The organism is Endozoicomonas arenosclerae, assembly GCF_001562015.1.
GTDB classification, from domain to species: domain Bacteria; phylum Pseudomonadota; class Gammaproteobacteria; order Pseudomonadales; family Endozoicomonadaceae; genus Endozoicomonas_A; species Endozoicomonas_A arenosclerae.
Map to the genome: position 1 here is coordinate 1 of NZ_LASA01000038.1, position 17,987 is coordinate 17,987.

A 17,987-nucleotide genomic window follows, 5' to 3' on the forward strand; every position below is an offset into this window, starting at 1 on the left:
ACAACCTCAGGCAGTCTCACACTTATCAGACGGTACGACGCAAGAAGAATGGGACTCGCTCAGTCCAGAGAGCTATTGGCGTACGCCGTCGTCCAGACCCTCAGGGCAGGCCGGGGTTTATTCGAGTTGATACGGTTCACCAGGGCGATAAGGATGGCGTGAAAGGGCTGTATCACATCAATGCTGTCGATGAGGTCACCCAGTTTGAAGTAGTCTGTTCTGTGGAGCGCATCAGCGAAACCTTTATGATATCCGTACTGGAAGAGATTCTGGCGACGTTCCCTTTCAAGCTCCTGGCATTCCATTCTGACAACGGCTCAGAGTACATCAACCATAAGGTGGCCAAGCTGCTGAACAAGCTTCACATAGCCCTCACAAAGTCACGTTCCCGTCACAGTAATGACAATGCGTTGGTGGAAAGCAAAAATGGTTCAGTGATCAGGAAAATACTGGGATACGCCCATATTCCCCAGCAGTTTGCCGTGCTGGTCAACCGCTTCGACAGAGAATACCTGAACCCTTATCTGAACTATCACCGGCCTTGTTTCTTTCCGGATGTTTACGTGGACAAGAAGGGCAAAGAGAGAAAGCGTTACCGTTACGAAGATATGATGACGCCCTATGAAAAGTTTGTTTCTCTGCAAGATGCCCAGCAATACTTGAAGAGCGGAGTCACCCTGAAAAGTTTGGAGGCGAAAGCGCATGTCATGACCGATAATGAAGCGGCACGAAGGCTTCAAAACGCCAGAGAGAACTTACTAACAGTCATCTATGAACGACCAGCCTGAGGCCGGAGTCATGCACTCTTCTTCAGGCTCATTTTTCAATTGGAAAATACTAAGCTGCTCAACCGCGTGATTAAGCAACGCCTTCCCATAGCCAAGCCCAATGCAATCCGGCTCGAGATAGATAGAAGTGATTTCTCCCACTTTTTCAGCAGCCAGCTCTTTATCTCTTGCTGCCTGGATATGAACAAAACCCACTAGGGTTTCAGCCGCCTCCAAAACAGAGAGCTGCCCCTGATTCTTATCCAGAATCATCTTCCAGCCATTTATACGACGATCCAGACTCAATTGATCCAGCATTTGATCCGGCAACAGTCCTCGGTAGGCGGACTGCCAAGCCTTGATATGAATCTCACTGACTTTCTGTACATCAGCAGCCAGTCCATTTCTTACTTTTAAAGGCTTCATCGAACCACTCCCTTATAGATCCATACTACTTGCTTCAACCCTGGAAGCGGTCATCAATATGCCACGAAACCGACATGGATCTGAAGCATTCATGCCATATAGTTCACATCGTTGTGCCACCTCATCCAATGGAAACTCCGATGTCTCAGCCAGAAGTCGAGCAACATAAACCCTGCATTCAGTTTGATGAAGTCGTCTCTCTAAATGACGCGGGCACCCATAAAGTCCCGATGATCAGAGCCGACGCTGTAAGTTTTGCCGAATACGGCCGTATTGTGGACAATTTTGAGCAGGAAGAAATCATCATTGAGACTTGGCCAGCCCAAGGCTGGCGGCCTGTAGAGTCCGGTACTGGCAACGAAGGTGGCACTACGGAAGGTGATTTTGAATTTCAGCGTGCTGGTGAATTAATGCTGGCCCGCAACCACGCCGTTGATGGCCAATATGTCACGGGCTGGTTTGCTGACCCGGCAACCGCCAGTGCCGACAATACTGAGAACGTTGATTACTCTCGCGTTCTGGTAAGAGAAGCCAATTACCACCCCGATGGTGGCCAGCTTTTCTACCCCAAAAATCGCGAGCCTTTCGTAGCCTTGCTTGCACTTCCCGGTGATGACGTAAAACCATCTGACTTTGTCGCTTTTTATTGCGATGGCAGCTTTGGCATTCAGATCTTCCCAAACATCTGGCACCAACCCCTCTACCCTGTGGCAGATTACGCTGAATTCAAAGATAAGCAGGGGAAGGTACACGCTTGTATCGCTGTAGATTTTGTCAAAGAGTTCAATGTTTATCTGGAAGTGCCTCTATCCACGCCTGACACTCATTGAATTGAACGGTCCAAACAGGAGCCGTCATATACGGCTCTTACTACTTAACAGGTAATAGAAAAACTCTTGGTATCGTAAAAAAACAGCCCACATCCTGATCATGCATGAACAGAACCACAGCTTCTCTTGATATCTCTGATTACGGCTTCCAGCGTACTGGCAGTTTTCATAATTCCATCTATTTCCCCCTGACAGGCACGCAGATTCTTTTGAGAGTGCGGATCAACAGTCAACTTATATTCAATATTGTCCGCATCAAAAGCAAAATCTAAAAAACGTGAAACAATCAACTCCCGAGCTTTATCTGGAATCAGCCCAGCCAAATCATCGATTTCACATTCAAGCTTTTGGCACTGCTGAACAAGCTGTTTATTCACTTCCCGTAGATTTGTTAACGTCACATCATAATCTACAGGTTCATACACTGGCTTTTGATGCAGCCAGTTCCATAATTTCACACTGCACACCATTGATAAAACAACCATTCCAGAGGCCACAGCCATTGAAGAACGCAGACCAGCAATATCTTCATCTGAAGATACAGCAAGGTTTTTCAATTGCTCCATTCCAGGCTTGGCATAAAAGCTGGCGAATGATGCTGATCGGGCAAGCTCATCAGCAGTGAAGTAATCAATAAAGTGACCGGGAAGGCCCGACATCTCAAAGTATTTCTGGGTGTAATCCACACAGTTCTGACCGAACAACCGATAGTGACAAGCACTTTGATCAGGGTCTTCCTGACAATCTTCATAATCTCTATCGACTGCCTCCTTAATGCGCTCTGCAGCATCTTCTGACAGTGGAATTTCAGCCATTGCAAGATAATGATTTCCCAGATCATTCTCTACATAGTCATAGTGATCGCTGATATAACCCCAACCATCCAGAGATGAAAGAAACTCATCCATAAAACCCGAGAATGGCAACCCTTTCCAATACTTTTCAAAAACCTTTGACCCATCTGAGCCAAAACCGACACTATAAAAATGATCAGGGTTACCCACTTCAAAATAGGCATGCCCGGGAATACCCGCTTTCATATAAGCAACAAATGATGAACTCTTTACCGCACGATCAATTAACTGCCTGAAAACAGGTGTAGAGAAATTACCGTTTTCATCCCCCCCTACATACGGCTCCCAGCACTTGGCAGGCGAAGACATTGAAGGCAATAACGATATAAAGTCCTGCTTCACTGGATTTGAAGTTGATACATTCATAGGCTTTCCCCACTACTCCCATTCAGTAGAGACTAGTAAGGCAGATAGATAATCTCTATAGGAAATTAGTGGATCAGACTTTTGTCGAGTCCCATAGGATAAAGACTCTTATCTGTGGATTTGTCAGTTTGACTGCACTAAAAAGAGCCGAAATACAGGGCTCTTTTCAGTACTCATAAAGATAAAAAAATTATTTTTGATAAAACCCTGCTTCACCCTCAGGTCGGGTTTTAAAACGACGATGCAGCCACATGTACTGATCTGGATTCTTGCGAACCTGCTCTTCCACAAACTGGTTAACCCGGGTGGCATCCTGTAAATCGTCCCCCTGGGGGAAATCTTTCCAGGCTTCAAACACTTCCAGCACATAACCTTCAGCACCCGGCCTTCGGGTTACCACCATCGGCACCACTCTTGCCTTACCCATTTTGGTCATTCGGGAAGTACCGGTCACTGACGCAGTTTGAACACCAAAGAATGGAGCAAAGACACTTTGTTTGGGGCCATAGTCCTGATCAGGTGAGTACCAGACGGTTTTGCCCTGCCTCAGAGAACGCAACATGCCTCGGACATCTCTACGCCCCAGCAGTCGACTGCCTCTGTCATAACGCAAACGCTGACGTCTCTGCATGTACTCGAACACAGGGTTTTTATGCTCGCGATAGGTAGCATCAACACTGTGCTTCAGAGTAATCAGCGCACCGGAAATTTCTATGGTGGTGAAGTGCAATATCAACAGAAGATTACCCTGCTTTGATTCTGATTCCAGATGTTCAAGCCCTTTATACGTCACAAGTCGCTCAAGACGCTCCCGGGGCCACCACCAGGCCATCAGCACTTCCATCAGGCCAATACCCACAGACTCGAAGTTCTTTTCTAAAAGCACTGCACGCTCTGACTCACTCATCCGGGGAAAACACTTTTCCAGATTCACCCGGGTGATACGCACCCTGCTGCCTCCAAAACGTAGCAACAGACGGCCAATCAAGCGCCCCAGACGCACCATGACAGGGAAAGGCAAAAGAGCCACCAGAGCGGTGAAGCCCAATCCCAGCCAAACCGGCCAGAACTTTGGTTTCAGGTAGGACCACAGAAAACGATCCGCTTCTGTGGTGTTGCTTAATTCTTCCGACTTCATCTATTCACCAGAAACCTGTCTCAAAAATCTGCAGGAACAGGTCACACTATCAAACAGCCATGAGCTGAAAATGCAGCCCATCCCTAAACATGAAAGTACAAACTGCGGCAATTTCATAATCAACACTGCGCACTGCCTCTCAAATTCCTATTAATAAGCATTAATTAATTTTAAGCTACCGATATAATCATTCTCAGCAACGGTCGACTAAAAATTATTCACCATTAATAACATTAAATAACAATCAGACCGATTAGTGCTGAGCCCTATTATCTCAGGTGCTCTGGTTCAGGTCATGTCTCTCATGGTATCAGAGACTGTAAAGGCACTTGAGATTTTAGCCGTATGATCATAATCTGAACGCTCGAGCGGAGTGATAGGCTCGGACCCTGATCAGGAATATCGTTCAAGGATAACACCCAGAAAGAACCGTCTATTCTTTATCAGATTCCGTAGGTTGTCTTTACGATCAACTGGCCCGTCAGCTGCACAGGGATCCACTGACACACTGCCGTTACTGCCATGAATTCAACACTGACCTCAAAACAGCAAACCGCAGCTTTTCAGTTGAAAGGCGGTATTTATACACTGACTACGCTTGAATTGCACAACAGCTGTCTGAGCAGTCTCAGCCAGCAGCTGCAGGCCATGTCAGAAAAAGCCCCTCATTTTTTTCAACAAACGCCGGTTGTTCTGGCTCTTGAAAAATTACCGTCAGCCATGGCAGCTCCTGATCTTATTGCCGTCAGCGAGCGATTGAAACAGTCGGGTATGATGTTGGTAGCCGTAAGAGGCAATGAGCAGTATAAACTGTCTGCTGAACGAGCTGGCATTGCCTGGTTACCTTCCCAAAAACCACGTTCAGAGAAAAACGTGGTCATGATGAAGCAATCCAGCCAGCAGGTTCCGGTTGAAAGCCTGGAACCCTCTGAAGCGTCGGCCGGAGCTGAGGGAGGCTCGAAACTCAACTCAGAGACTTCAGCTTCAGAAACAAGAATTATTGAACAACCCGTTCGTTCCGGTCAGCAAATTTACGCTCCCGGCGATCTGGTTGTTTTATCACAGGTCAGTCCAGGTGCAGAATTACTGGCTGGCGGGCACATACACGTCTACGGTCCTTTAAGAGGCAGAGCACTGGCCGGGGTTAATGGAAACACTCAGGCAAGAATATTCTGCCACCGTTTTGAGGCTGAACTGATCTCCATCAGTGGTCAGTACAAACTGACCAGCCAGGCGGAAGGATCAACCTGGAGCCGCCACTGGGGTAAATCTGTTTTAATAAAGCTTGCTGCAGATCACTTGCACATCAGCAGGCTTTAATAAATACTGGAAGCAACGATCACCACTGTGAGGGAGTCTGCTTTTGACAACCTCAAACTATTCACAGGATTTGAACTTGGCACGCATAATAGTTGTAACGTCAGGAAAAGGCGGTGTTGGCAAAACCACAACCAGCGCTTCATTTGCCACGGGTCTGGCCATGAAGGGACACAGAACCGTGGTGATCGATTTTGATGTAGGGCTGCGCAATCTTGACCTGATCATGGGTTGTGAGCGCAGAGTCGTCTATGACCTGATTAATGTCATCAACGGCGAAGCGGCTCTGCACCAGGCTCTGATCAAAGACAAACACACCGAGAACCTCAGTGTACTCCCTGCATCGCAAACCCGGGACAAGGAAGCTTTGACCCGCGAAGGCATTCAGGCTGTCTTTGATGAGCTGGCTAAAGATTTTGAGTACATCATCTGCGACTCCCCTGCCGGTATTGAACACGGTGCACTGATGGCCCTGTACTTTGCAGACGAAGCCATTATCACCACCAATCCGGAAGTTTCCTCGGTCAGGGACTCCGATCGCATCCTCGGCATTCTGCAAAGCAAATCCCGTCGCGCAGAACAGAACCTTGACCCGGTCAAGGAACACCTGCTGTTGACCCGCTACAACCCAACCCGGGTTGAAATGGGTGACATGCTCAATGTTGAGGACGTTCAGGAAATTCTGGCGATTCCATTACTGGCCGTAGTACCTGAATCGAAAGACGTACTCAAGGCTTCTAACCACGGTGTTCCGGTGATTCACCAGCAGGCAACGGATGCAGGCCAGGCCTACAATGACATGGTCGCACGCTTCCTGGGAGCTGAATTACCCCACCGGTTTATTGATGCACCTAAAAAAGGCTTCTTCCAGAAAGTCTTTGGGAGCCGCGCATGAGCCTCCTGCAATTTTTTAAATCCAACAAGTCTGAATGCAGTGCATCGGTCGCCAAGGAACGTCTGCAGATTCTGGTGGCTCATGAACGCCTGAACCGTTCAGGGCATGACTTTTTGCCTGCCATGAAACAAGACATTCTGAAAGTCATCGAGAAGTATTTTCAGGTCGCTGACAACACCATTTCCGTTCGGCTGGATAATGAAGGGGACTGCTCTACCCTCGAAGTGAACGTCCAGTTACCGGAAAACTCCTGATACGCCCACCCGCTTCACTCCCGTATAATTTCTCAAAAGCACTGACACAGAACATTCTGTGTCAGCTGGCTACTTTGTTAATGTCTGAATGAAAGAGTCTGTAAAGCTTGCTGATAATTGATCTCATTTAGACGAGAATGGTTTCACACATAAAAGCGCACGCTAAAGGCTGGCATCAAACTTCACACCGTTGATCCTCAGCCATAAACCGGATTTACCGTCAAAACCTATGAATGGCCTTGTCCCGTCGTTTACAGCCGCCGTATTTCCTGAATAGCCTGAGCCAAGAATACTCACTCCACTGAAGTTCTCGACACACAGCTGATGACCAGAAGTACTACTCATCCGATCCCTTATATGGCAGCACTCCTGCTGCTTTGTCTATCGCCCTTCACTCTGGCAGCGGGTAAGCAAGCTCCCCGGGTGACTTCTACCATAGTTCAGGAAGAGACCATTGAAAGACCTTTGTCGGCTATTGGTTCACTCACTGCCAATCAGTCCGTGGATATCACACCACAGATTGATGGCCGTATAGTCAGCCTTGAACTGAGTGAAGGTGGTAAAGTTGAGCAAGGCAACACCTTGATCAAGCTGGACGACCGAGAACAATCCGCCAAAGTAACCGAAGCCAAAATTTCACTTAAAGATAAAAAACGACAGCTCGACTATATGCAGACGCTGTTCAAGCGCAAAGCGGTCTCCCAGGACGAGCTGGAAGCCATGCAGGCAGAAGTGGATCGACTGACAGCCCAGCTCAGTGCTGAAGAAGCCATTCTTGATCATTACTCTATTGAAGCGCCTTTCAATGGCACCCTGGGTTTTCATGAAGTCAGCCTGGGCACCTTGATTAATGCCGCTACTGTGATCACCACGCTTGACGACCTCAGCAGTATGAAGCTGACGTTTGAGCTGCCTGAAAACACCCTGAGTAAGATAAATCCCGGCTCCTCCATAACCGCTTCTACAGAGGCCTGGCCCAACCTGCAGTTCAGCGGAGTCATCGAAACCATTAACCCTCGCATAGACCCGGTTAATCTGACCTTCAAGGTACGCGCCACTTTGCAAAACAGTGACCGCAAACTTCGCCCGGGCATGCTGATGAGAATTAATGTTGCCGGCCCCGCCAGCACCGCCCTGGTCGTACCTGCAAGAAGCCTGCTGTTCAGCGGTAACCAGCGCTTTGTTTATGTCATTGATGATAAAGGCGTTGCTCACCAGCGCAGTGTACAAACCGGTAAAACCCTGGGTGATCAAATCACCGTAGTTTCCGGACTGGAAATCGGCGAACGCATCGTGGACGAAGGCATTATCAAAGTCTCTGACGGTAGAAAAGTGTCTCTTGGTGAAGATCGCGTTGTTAACTCCGACTCTCATAAAGGTCCGGAGTCTCGCTCATGATGTTGTCCGATCTATCGGTAAAAAGGCCGGTCTTTGCGACAGTAGTCAGCCTCTTGCTGGTGACCTTTGGCATAGTCACCTTTCTTATGCTGCCGATTCGTGAACTGCCGGATACTACTTCACCCAAAGTCAGTGTGACCACCACTTATGACGGTGCTTCCGCTGAAGTGGTTGAGTCAAAAATCACCAATGTCATTGAAGATCAGTTAGGCGGCATTGAAGGGATCAAAGCCATAGAAAGCAGCAGCTCCCATGGTAACTCCCGAATCAATATCGAATTCAATCCTGATCGGGATATGGACAGCGCGGCCAATGACGTCCGGGAAGCACTTTCCAGAATCACCTGGCGAATGCCTGACGAAGCGGAATCCCCTGTAGTCTGGAAAGACGACGGTAGTGGTGAATCCATTCTGATGATCACACTGAAAAGTGAGCGGATGTCCCCCATAGAATTGACGGACTACGCCCAGAGAACCCTGCAGGACCGCCTTGGTCTGGTTGACGGTGTCAGTTCTGCCGAAATTTTCGGTATTCGTGAATACGTTATGCGTGTGGAGCTGGACCCCTTAGCCATGGCCGCTCGACAGATCACCGCATCGGATATCCAGAATGCCCTTGAATGGGATAATGTTGAACTCCCTGCCGGTGAGCTGAACAGTAAACAGCGCAGTTTGCAGGTTCGGGTTATCAGGGATTACAACACCGTTGAAGACTTCCGCCGCCTGGTGGTTCGTCAAGATGGCAGCTCTACTGTCTACCTGTCTGACGTTGCCAGCATCCGAACCGATGCCAAAGACACTGAGAGTCTGGCCAAAGCCAATGGCCAGAATGTTGTGACTCTGGGCATAGTGCCACTCTCCAGCGCTAATCCGCTGACCGTGGTCAAAAATGTCAAAGCCGAAATCGAAGCTTTCCGCCCCTTCCTGCCGGAAGGTGCCGAGTTAAGCACCACCTATGACGCTTCAGTCTTTATAGAAGGTGCCATTAACGAGGTATACCAGACCCTGTTCATCACTGTTGGGCTGGTTATTCTCGTGCTCTATATTTTCCTGGGCAGCGCCCGTGCCACACTGATACCTGCCGTAACAGTTCCGGTATCATTGATCAGCGCCTTTATTGTTATTTACGCCCTGGGTTATTCCATTAACCTGCTGACCCTGCTGGCTCTGATTCTTGCCATTGGACTGGTAGTAGACGACGCCATTGTTGTCCTGGAAAACATTCACCGGCATTTGGAAGAAGGTGAGCCCCCATTAGTGGCTGCCTGGAAAGGTGCCCGGGAAGTAGGTTTTGCCGTTATCGCTACCACGGTGGTGCTGGTGATGACGTTTGTGCCCATCGTCTTTATGTCAGGCACGATCGGACGCCTGTTCTCGGAATATGCACTGACCCTTGCAGGCGCTGTCGTATTCTCAAGTTTGATTGCTCTCACACTGTCGCCGATGCTGGGCTCCAAGATCCTGAAGCTGAACGTCAAACCCTCCAGACTGAATCAGCTGACCGAACGGGGTCTGGGCAAGATAGAACAGCTTTATGAGCGCGGGCTGACCGCCTTTATCCGTCACAAATGGCTGGGAGCTGGCATTCTGGCGGGCTCATTGGCGCTGTCGGCCCTGCTCTACCCCATGATTCCGCAAACCTTTACCCCCCCGGAAGACCGGGGTGTGGTGTTTGTCATGGTAAAAGGGCCTGAAGGCGCCAGTTATCAGAGCATGGAAGACAGCATGCTGGATATTGAATCCCGATTGTTACCCGAGCTGGATAATGGCCCCCTGCAGTTTATGTTCATGCAAACCCCTGGCTGGGGTGGACGGGGCAACAACTCCGGCATGCTGATTGTCGGGATGGATGACTGGGCTGATCGAGACATGTCAGTTTTCGAACTGGCCAAAAAAATACGACAGCTTACCTCAGACATTCCCAACGTCTCTGCCTTTCCGGTGATGCGTTCATCCATAGGTGGCCGCTCCCAGGCGCCCATCCAGTTTGTTCTCGGTGGCGGATCGTTTGATGAACTGGTTGAGTGGTCAGACCTGTTGATGGAAAAAGCCAGTGAAAACCCTGGCCTGACCGACCTGGACCTGGACTTTAACCAGAACCAGCCTCAGCTGGAAGTCAGCATTAACAAGGAAAGGGCCCAACAGCTGGGCGTCTCTGCCGATGAGATTGGCTCCACCCTGGAAATCATGCTTGGTGGTGTCACCGCCACCACCTTTATGGAAAGAGGTGAAGAGTACGATGTCTACCTGAAAGCCCCGGACGACACGTTCCTGACCGCTGAAGACCTGGCTTCACTCTATGTTCGCTCCCACACTACGGGCGCCCTCATCAGAATGGACAACCTCGTATCGGTCGAAGAAGTGGGCAAAGCCGCCCAGCTGCGTCACTACAACCGAAACCGTGCCATCACACTTTCTGCCAGCCTTGAAGACGGCTACTCCATAGGTGAAGCACTGGATTACCTGGACAAACTGGTGGTGGATAACCTGCCCCAGGAAGCCACTGTCGATTATAAAGGTGAGTCACTGGATTACCGCTCAAACCAGAGTTCCATCCTGATGATCTTTGGTCTGGCCATGTTGATCGTATATCTGGTATTGGCCGCTCAGTTTGAAAGTTTTATTCACCCTCTGGTGGTGATGCTGACGGTCCCCCTGGGACTGGCTGGAGCTCTGGCAGGACTGTTACTGGCTGGCGAAACCCTGAACATTTACAGTCAACTTGCCTTGATCATGCTGATCGGACTGGCCACCAAAAACGGTATTCTGATCGTCGAGTTTGCCAACCAGCTTCGTGATCAGGGTCTGGCTTTTGAAAAAGCGGTGATTCAGGCTTCCAAACTCAGACTAAGACCTATTCTGATGACAGCTCTCACTACAGTGGCCGGTGCTGTACCTCTGCTGCTCTCTACAGGGGCCGGTGCAGAATCTCGATTCACCATTGGTGTAGTTGTCTTCTGCGGTGTCCTGATCTCCAGCCTGCTGACTATTTTTGTGGTTCCGGCCATGTATACCCTGCTGGCTAAAAAGACGACATCTCCTGAGCATGTCAGCCAGCAACTGGAGCAACAGTTAAAAGAAGCCTGAGATCCAGTGCAGCCAAGCTCATAACTCCGCTCATCCTGAGCTTGTCGAAGGATGCTGGTAATGCACTTCGACAAGCTCAGTGCGAACGGTATGAGGTGCTTCCTAACTGCTCCAACCATTCCTGATAACAGGGTCTGAGTGAATGCCAGCTCAGGCCCTGAACGTCAGGAGCCGCCAACTCTTCCCCCCCAGCCTTCATTGCTGCCAGCTCTGCCAGACCATCCGCCAATAGTCTGGCCTCTTTCTCAGGACTATTTTCAAAAGAGCCATAACGATGCCTTGCAGGAAACAGCTCAGGGTAAGCCAGCCTGTCAGGCACCAATGGGTAACAACCTGCCGCCACAGCTTCCAGTATCGCAATGCCCTGAAAGTCATGAATGGCTGTTGAAACCACCACATCAGAAGATTGCAGGAGCGTCCGATACTCTTCTACCGTCTCCACATAGCCCCAACTTCCGATCTCATCAGCAAACTCCACTTTCGCGCTTGCAAACACTTCCGGCACCTTCCTGAAGCTCTGCCCCACAACATGCACCTTAAAAGACACGCCTTTCTCCTTCAGAAAGCCCAGAGCCTGAAAGAAACGTTCCGGTGATTTGTCGTATTCCCAGCGGTGATTCCAAACGATCTGCAATGGCTCATCCAGAAAAGCACTGGAATGTTGTTTAAAGACAACGTCGGGCAGTGGTACAGGTAAAACAGCAGAGCACTCTCTTAGACGCTCAACTACACCCGGCGGGATATGATCAGGCAGTTTTTTCAGCAACTGATCGACACCTTTAAGAAAGGTCTCACGGTTATAAGCGGTATTGAACAACACCTGATCGGCAGCCAATGCCGTATAAAGATTCAATATTTTGGGTTCGACACTTTTATGCTGGGTATCAGCCTGGGGGTAGGCAAACTGGTTTTCGTGGAAATAGCAGAGAGTTGGAATTCTAGACAGCGCAGGCATCATGCCTTTCAGCGCCGATAAATCCGTCATTGAAGTACACACCAGCAGATCGTAGCCTGCTTCCAGCACTTCCCGTTCCCCCAATGCCCAGCTGAGACTGTTCCCTCTCAGGCGCCAGTTGAAATAACGGGGGGTCAAAGTCAGCACCGTCCAGTCATACTCTGGAAACGTATCCACCAAACCTTTTCGCCAATAACCGTGACTCATGGCATCATAGGCGGACAACAATAATATCTTCATTCGTTGCAAGACTGACATTCCCGATGACGTCAAAAAAACAAAATACTTTTAACCAGGCCCTGATTCAGTTCCTGGACAACTCACCCACCCCATTCCATGCGGTCAAAAACATGGCCAGCCGACTGGAAGCCCATGGTTTTATCCAACTGGACGAAAGCCAGACCTGGTCACTGGAAGAAGGTGGCCGTTATTACGTAACCCGCAATGATTCGTCCATTGTGGCTTTTACCCGGGGCCAGCTGGAACTTGGATTCCGCATGACCGGCGCTCACACAGACTCACCCTGCCTGAAACTCAAGCCCAAACCCGAACTGCACCGGCACCAGTATCTGCAACTGGGGGTTGAAGTTTATGGTGGTGCTCTGCTCAACCCCTGGTTTGACCGGGATCTTTCCCTGGCCGGGCGCGTACATTATCTCACAACCTCGGGCCAACTGGCTTCTGGACTGATCGATTACCAGCGAGCCATTGCAATTATTCCCAGCCTGGCCATTCATCTGGATCGTGAAGCCAATAAAAACAGGACAGTTAATCCTCAGAAACACATTCCACCCATCCTTTCCCAACTGGGCAAAGATGAGAAAGCCGATGTGCGAACCCTGTTAAAGGAGCGACTCGTTGAAGAAGGTTTTGAGGATGTCGCAGAAGTCCTGGAGTTCGATCTGAGTTTTTATGACACTCAGGGTGCAAGCATTATCGGTCTGAATAATGAGTTCATCACCAGTGCAAGGCTGGATAACCTGCTCAGCTGCTTTGTAGGACTGGAGTCCCTTATTCAATCTGCCGATCAATCTGACGCTTCCACCGTTCTGGTCTGTAACGATCATGAAGAAGTGGGCAGCCAGAGTGCTGTAGGTGCCCAGGGCCCCATGCTGCAATCCATTCTGGAAAGGATTTGTGAGACACCGGAGCAATTTCGAAGAGCCATGACCCAAACGGTGATGATCTCCACTGATAACGCTCATGGCATTCACCCGAATTATGCCGATAAGCACGACGGCAATCATGGTCCCATCATCAACCAGGGTACCGTGATTAAAATCAATGCTAACCAGCGATACGCCACCAACGATGAAACAGCAGCCCTGTTCCGATGGTTATGCCAGCAGGAAAAGGCTGAGTGCCAGCACTTTACCGTCAGAACGGACATGGGTTGCGGCAGCACCATTGGCCCCATAACCGCTGGAGAGCTGGGTATAAAAACACTGGATATCGGCTTACCCACCTTTGGGATGCATTCGATTCGGGAAACCTGCGGTATTAAAGATGCTTACGAATTAAGCAATATTCTTAAGCGTTTCTTTGAATTAAAAGCGTTTCCGTATTAAAACCCTGACCTTTCTTTAAATAAAACCCGCTTAATTAACCCGGCGGCTACTCTCCCAACAGTTTGCAACGCTTTATTAACATTGCGTTGCAAACTGCAATTGAAACTCTCACTTAAGTACAAATTCAGACTAACCCAATTTAATAGTTACTGTTACTCTTAAGATGTATTCATGCAAAAGCCAGCACGGTCAGGAAAGACTATGAAACATCACTACTTCGCACCGTTTAAAAGTCGGAAAACCGCTATTCGTCCTCAGGGTCGCGCGTATCATGCAACAGCCTATCCAAAAGGCCTGAAGCCCCTGATGAAAAACAGCAGCCAGCTGCCAGCTGCCAAGCCTGAAGGCTACGAATGCTTTGAGCTCGGGTATAACTGATCCGCTCTGCCATGAACCTTTCATGTATTCAGCAGAACGATCAGCAACCCGCCCAGGGCCCAACCATTTATTCAATACCTCTTAAGGCTTTTTAAACAGGCAAGGACATAATTACCTTGCCTGTTGTTTTATTAGACGCCATTAAATCATAAGCCTTCTGATACTCTTCCATGGGTAACACCGTATCCACCACGGTTTTTAATTTCCCCTGTGCAAATAAAGGCCAGACCTTTTCTTTTAATTCGGATAACAGACTCTCTTTTTCGGTTATTGGTAAAAAGCGCAGTGTAGAACCCATCACCTGAATTCGTTTCATTAGCAGCAGCCCCATATCCAATTGCCCTTTCCGGCCTGCCATTAATCCAATGGTGACAATTCTGCCGCCGGTATTCATCAAACGCAGGTATTTTTCCAACCAATCCCCGGCACAACAGTCCAGCACCATATCAAAGGGTCCAAACGCCTTAAGAGCTTCCCAGTCCTGCTCATGTCGGTTGATACCATTTAGAGCGCCCAGATCCCGGCAAAATTGCAGCTTCTCATCGCTGCCAACCACCACGGTAGCTTCAAGACCAAAATGAGCACACAGCTGAATGGCCGCCGTGCCAACGCCGCTGGCTCCAGCCATCAACAGAACCTTATCTCCTGGTTTCACCCCTCCACGATGAAACAGGTTCAACCAGGCGGTGGCATAAACTTCAACAATACCCGCTGCTTCCAAAAGGCTCAGGGACTCAGGTACTGGTAACAACAAGCGTTGATCACAAACAACGTCTGTCGCCAACCCTCCTCCGGGTAACAGGGCACAAACCTGCTGACCGGGTAACCACTGGCTGACATTCTCCCCCACAGCTTCAATCACTCCGGCGCATTCCAAACCCAGAACAGGCGTCACACCTGGCGGTGGATTATAGGTTCCGGCCCTCTGTGAAAGGTCTGCCCGGTTAAGGCCTGCAGCCACTACACGAACTTTTACCTGATCTTTACCCAGGGGCTCGTCGGGAAAGGAGCGCCAGTGCAAAGCCTTGTCAATAGCAACAAGCCCGTGAAAGCCTTTGTTGTCTTGCATCTTTACCTCAAACCTCTGTCATCAAGCCGATACAGGTATCATGGAAATACCTCTGTTATAAGACCCCGTTAAGGTCGGTATTTCCTGCCCGATAGCGGTCCCGGCATAGACCCCTAACTGGCTGCATTCAGGTATAGACTGTATTATGTCCCAGGGAAGAATCACAATCAGTGTCGAAAACTGATTGAGAAAGCCCCCAAAGCACTGGTAACTTAAAAATAGAAGTCAACCAAAGCTTTGGGACGGGTACATGGACAGACTGTCTGGTAGCCAGCAGTGCTACATGCGCCAAACAACGCAGTATCACCCGGAAGAGTTATAAGGCTCAAAAGAATACCGGGACAGAGAGGGCTATGAATGCCCGATCTGTATAGTTTGGTACAAGTGTTTCAGGAACAGCCTTCAGGAGTGACCTATAGTCGATTAACGTCGTCTTAAGCATTCCGGGACAGGACGATTTCCTGCACAAGCCGAGGCGGCACACCCGATATCGAAAAACGACACGGAGCTTCACAATCCATGATACCGACCCTGCGAAACGCCAGGAAAATACCCTCGGTTTTTTTTGCCCTGTTCACCGCGCTCTGTATAACCACCAGTTCGGTTTTTGCCGCTGATCAGAATCTTGACCGCCCGGTTGATGAGCTCAAGCCCAGCTTGCAGCAGGCCATAGCCAGTGTGAATGTAGTGCAACTGCTGTCTCGGAATCATTACCGCAAGATTGATCTGGATAAGGAAAGTGGCGAAAAAGTTTTCCAGCGTTATCTGGATCGTCTGGACCCTAACCGCAGTTTCTTCCTCAAAAGCGATATTGATCAATTTACGCCGTATAAGGAAAAGCTGGACAGCTCCCTGAAAAGCGGTGACCTTAAGCCTGCTTTCGAAATATTCAACCGTTACCGCATCCGTGCCGAAGAACGTGCCCGTTATATGCTGGCGCTCATTAAACAGGGTGTCGACAAGGTTGACCTTAAGAAAAACGAAGAATTGATTGTTGACCGCAAGGAACAACCCTGGCTGGCCAACAAGAAAGCCCAGCGGGATCTCTGGAGAAAACAGTTCAAGGACAGCGTGCTGACCCTGAAGCTGAACAACAAAACCGACGAAGAGATTGCCGACCAGCTCAGCCGCCGGAACACCAACCTGCTGCGTCGTCTTCACCAGAGTAAAAGTGAAGATGCCTTCCAGACTTACATTAATTCCTTCACCGGCATCTTTGACCCTCACACCCAGTACTTCTCACCCCAGACGGCTGAGAACTTTGACATCAACATGAGCCTTTCTCTGGAAGGGATTGGTGCCGTGCTGTCATCTGAAGACGAATACACCAAAGTGGTCAGTGTTGTACCTGGCGGTCCTGCTGAAAAAGCGGGTCAGCTAAAACCCGGCGACAAGATCATCAGTGTGGCCCAGGGCCGGAAAGGCCAGCTGGAAGATGTTGTTGGCATGCGTCTGGATGATGTGGTCAAACTGATTCGCGGTAAAAAGAAAACCCTGGTTCGTCTGGAGATTATTCCGGGCTCCAGCAAGAGCAGCAACACCCGTATCTACGAAATTGTACGGGACAAGGTCAAACTGGAAGAGCAAGACGCCAGCAGCCGTATCCTCGAGTTCAAGCAGGACGGCAAAAATAAGCGCGTAGGCGTCATTGAAATTCCTACTTTCTATATTGATTTCAAAGCCGCCCAATCCGGTGATCCGAACTACAAGAGCACGACTCGTGACGTACGCAAGCTACTGGAAAAACTCAAGAAAGAAAACCTCGATGGTCTGGTCATAGATCTGCGTGGTAATGGCGGTGGCTCGTTACAGGAAGCTAACGAACTGACTGGATTGTTCATTGATCAGGGCCCAACCGTTCTGGTAAGGGACAGCAGAGGTCGTACAGAGCGTCAGCAAGACCCTGATCCTACACAGGTTTATGGCGGCCCCATGGCGGTTGTTGTCGATCGTCTGAGCGCATCGGCCTCTGAAATCTTTGCCGGAGCCATGCAGGATTACGGACGTGCGCTGGTCATTGGTGGTCAGACCTATGGCAAGGGTACCGTTCAGAGCATTCAGCCCCTGAACCATGGTCAGCTGAAACTCACACTGGCGAAGTTCTACCGCATCTCTGGTCAGAGCACCCAAAACCAGGGCGTTCTGCCTGATATCGCCTTCCCGTCTCTGTACGACGGCCGCGACATTGGCGAAAGCAAACTGCCCGATGCCCTGCCCTGGGATACCATCAAGCCGATTCCTTATAGAAAGTATTCAGATATGAAACCTTATCTGAAACCACTGGATGAGAAGCACCGTGAGCGTACAGACGATGATCCTGACTTCGTTTACCTGAATGAAATGAAAGACTACCTGGCCCGTTACGAAAACCAGGAAAAAGTCTCTCTGAATGAAGAGAAACGCAAGCACGAGATCCAGACTATGCGCAGCCAGAGGCTGGCTATTGAGAATCGTCTGAGAAAAGCCAAGGGCGAGCCACTGCTCAACAACCTGGATGAACTGGAAGAAGCTGAACAGGAAGAAGCCTCAGCCGAAGCCAAGAAGAAAAAGAAGGAAGCCGATGCCTTTATCAAGGAAGCCGGTATGGTTCTGGTTGATATGATTCAGCTGGAAAAGAAACAGACCGCAAGCCGTTAACTTTCCTTATCAGGGCCTGAAACCTTCAGGCCCTGCATTCCACACCACA

The 17,987-nt window shown here is 49.5% G+C and carries 16 protein-coding genes; 10 read left to right on the forward strand and 6 right to left on the reverse strand.

Features of this window, described 5'->3' with window-relative positions; genetic code table 11:
- A partial coding sequence (locus WG89_RS02665; RefSeq protein ID WP_153301387.1) for a DDE-type integrase/transposase/recombinase occupies positions 1-788 on the forward strand: 788 nt, incomplete at its 5' end.
- On the opposite strand, the gene WG89_RS02670 is transcribed toward WG89_RS02665, so the two are convergent.
- A complete protein-coding gene (locus tag WG89_RS02670; protein WP_062260864.1) occupies positions 759-1,193 on the reverse strand; it encodes a GNAT family N-acetyltransferase in 435 nt (144 codons plus the stop codon). The genes WG89_RS02665 and WG89_RS02670 overlap by 30 nt on opposite strands.
- Before the next feature lie 140 nt (positions 1,194-1,333).
- Here WG89_RS02670 and WG89_RS02675 point away from each other — a divergent pair, with 140 nt between their 5' ends.
- Positions 1,334-2,023 carry an ureidoglycolate lyase gene (locus tag WG89_RS02675; protein WP_079253617.1) on the forward strand — a complete coding sequence of 230 codons (690 nt, stop codon included), beginning with the start codon at positions 1,334-1,336 and terminating at the stop codon, positions 2,021-2,023.
- 98 nt (positions 2,024-2,121) lie between these two features.
- Here WG89_RS02675 and WG89_RS02680 read toward each other — a convergent pair whose 3' ends face one another.
- Both WG89_RS02680 and lpxL read right to left on the reverse strand, forming a co-directional pair.
- On the reverse strand, positions 2,122-3,243 hold the full coding sequence (locus tag WG89_RS02680) for a hypothetical protein (RefSeq protein ID WP_153301388.1): 1,122 nt from the start codon (positions 3,241-3,243) through the stop codon (positions 2,122-2,124).
- 190 nt (positions 3,244-3,433) lie between these two features.
- Positions 3,434-4,381: an LpxL/LpxP family Kdo(2)-lipid IV(A) lauroyl/palmitoleoyl acyltransferase gene (lpxL, locus tag WG89_RS02685; protein WP_062260871.1), complete on the reverse strand. Its 948-nt coding sequence runs from the start codon at positions 4,379-4,381 to the stop codon at positions 3,434-3,436.
- Between the two features lie 522 nt (positions 4,382-4,903).
- Between lpxL and minC the strand changes: the two genes are divergently transcribed.
- The 3 genes from minC to minE all read left to right on the forward strand — a co-directional run bounded on the left by minC (position 4,904) and on the right by minE (position 6,847).
- Positions 4,904-5,701 (forward strand): septum site-determining protein MinC, encoded by a 798-nt coding sequence (minC, locus tag WG89_RS02690; RefSeq protein WP_062260874.1) that lies wholly within the window; start codon positions 4,904-4,906, stop codon positions 5,699-5,701.
- A gap of 76 nt (positions 5,702-5,777) precedes the next feature.
- Positions 5,778-6,593 carry a septum site-determining protein MinD gene (minD, locus tag WG89_RS02695; protein WP_062260877.1) on the forward strand — a complete coding sequence of 272 codons (816 nt, stop codon included), beginning with the start codon at positions 5,778-5,780 and terminating at the stop codon, positions 6,591-6,593.
- Positions 6,590-6,847, forward strand: coding sequence for a cell division topological specificity factor MinE (gene minE / locus WG89_RS02700; protein WP_062260880.1), 258 nt, complete (start codon positions 6,590-6,592; stop codon positions 6,845-6,847). Before minD ends, minE begins: the two co-directional genes overlap by 4 nt.
- 162 nt (positions 6,848-7,009) lie before the next feature.
- Here minE and WG89_RS02705 read toward each other — a convergent pair whose 3' ends face one another.
- Positions 7,010-7,192 carry a hypothetical protein gene (locus WG89_RS02705; protein ID WP_062260883.1) on the reverse strand — a complete coding sequence of 61 codons (183 nt, stop codon included), beginning with the start codon at positions 7,190-7,192 and terminating at the stop codon, positions 7,010-7,012.
- Positions 7,193-7,204: 12 nt separating this feature from the next.
- Between WG89_RS02705 and WG89_RS02710 the strand changes: the two genes are divergently transcribed.
- Both WG89_RS02710 and WG89_RS02715 read left to right on the forward strand, forming a co-directional pair.
- Entirely contained in the window at positions 7,205-8,245 is a 1,041-nt protein-coding gene (locus tag WG89_RS02710; protein ID WP_062260886.1) for an efflux RND transporter periplasmic adaptor subunit, read from the forward strand.
- Positions 8,242-11,331 (forward strand): efflux RND transporter permease subunit, encoded by a 3,090-nt coding sequence (locus WG89_RS02715; RefSeq protein WP_062260890.1) that lies wholly within the window; start codon positions 8,242-8,244, stop codon positions 11,329-11,331. Before WG89_RS02710 ends, WG89_RS02715 begins: the two co-directional genes overlap by 4 nt.
- Before the next feature lie 76 nt (positions 11,332-11,407).
- Here the strand turns inward: WG89_RS02715 and WG89_RS02720 are convergent, their stop codons facing one another.
- On the reverse strand, positions 11,408-12,526 hold the full coding sequence (locus WG89_RS02720; RefSeq protein WP_062260893.1) for a tRNA-queuosine alpha-mannosyltransferase domain-containing protein: 1,119 nt from the start codon (positions 12,524-12,526) through the stop codon (positions 11,408-11,410).
- 23 nt (positions 12,527-12,549) lie between these two features.
- Here WG89_RS02720 and WG89_RS02725 point away from each other — a divergent pair, with 23 nt between their 5' ends.
- Both WG89_RS02725 and WG89_RS30135 read left to right on the forward strand, forming a co-directional pair.
- The gene (locus WG89_RS02725; protein ID WP_062260896.1) at positions 12,550-13,854 is read left to right on the forward strand and encodes a M18 family aminopeptidase; all 1,305 of its coding nucleotides are present in this window, start codon (positions 12,550-12,552) and stop codon (positions 13,852-13,854) included.
- A gap of 201 nt (positions 13,855-14,055) precedes the next feature.
- Positions 14,056-14,232: a hypothetical protein gene (locus WG89_RS30135; RefSeq protein WP_153301389.1), complete on the forward strand. Its 177-nt coding sequence runs from the start codon at positions 14,056-14,058 to the stop codon at positions 14,230-14,232.
- A 91-nt stretch (positions 14,233-14,323) separates the two neighbouring features.
- Here the strand turns inward: WG89_RS30135 and WG89_RS02730 are convergent, their stop codons facing one another.
- Complete coding sequence (locus WG89_RS02730; RefSeq protein WP_062260898.1) at positions 14,324-15,301, reverse strand: NAD(P)H-quinone oxidoreductase; 978 nt, start codon at positions 15,299-15,301, stop codon at positions 14,324-14,326.
- A gap of 519 nt (positions 15,302-15,820) precedes the next feature.
- Here WG89_RS02730 and WG89_RS02735 point away from each other — a divergent pair.
- Complete coding sequence (locus tag WG89_RS02735) at positions 15,821-17,938, forward strand: carboxy terminal-processing peptidase (protein WP_062260901.1); 2,118 nt, start codon at positions 15,821-15,823, stop codon at positions 17,936-17,938.
- Positions 17,939-17,987 lie beyond the last annotated feature (49 nt).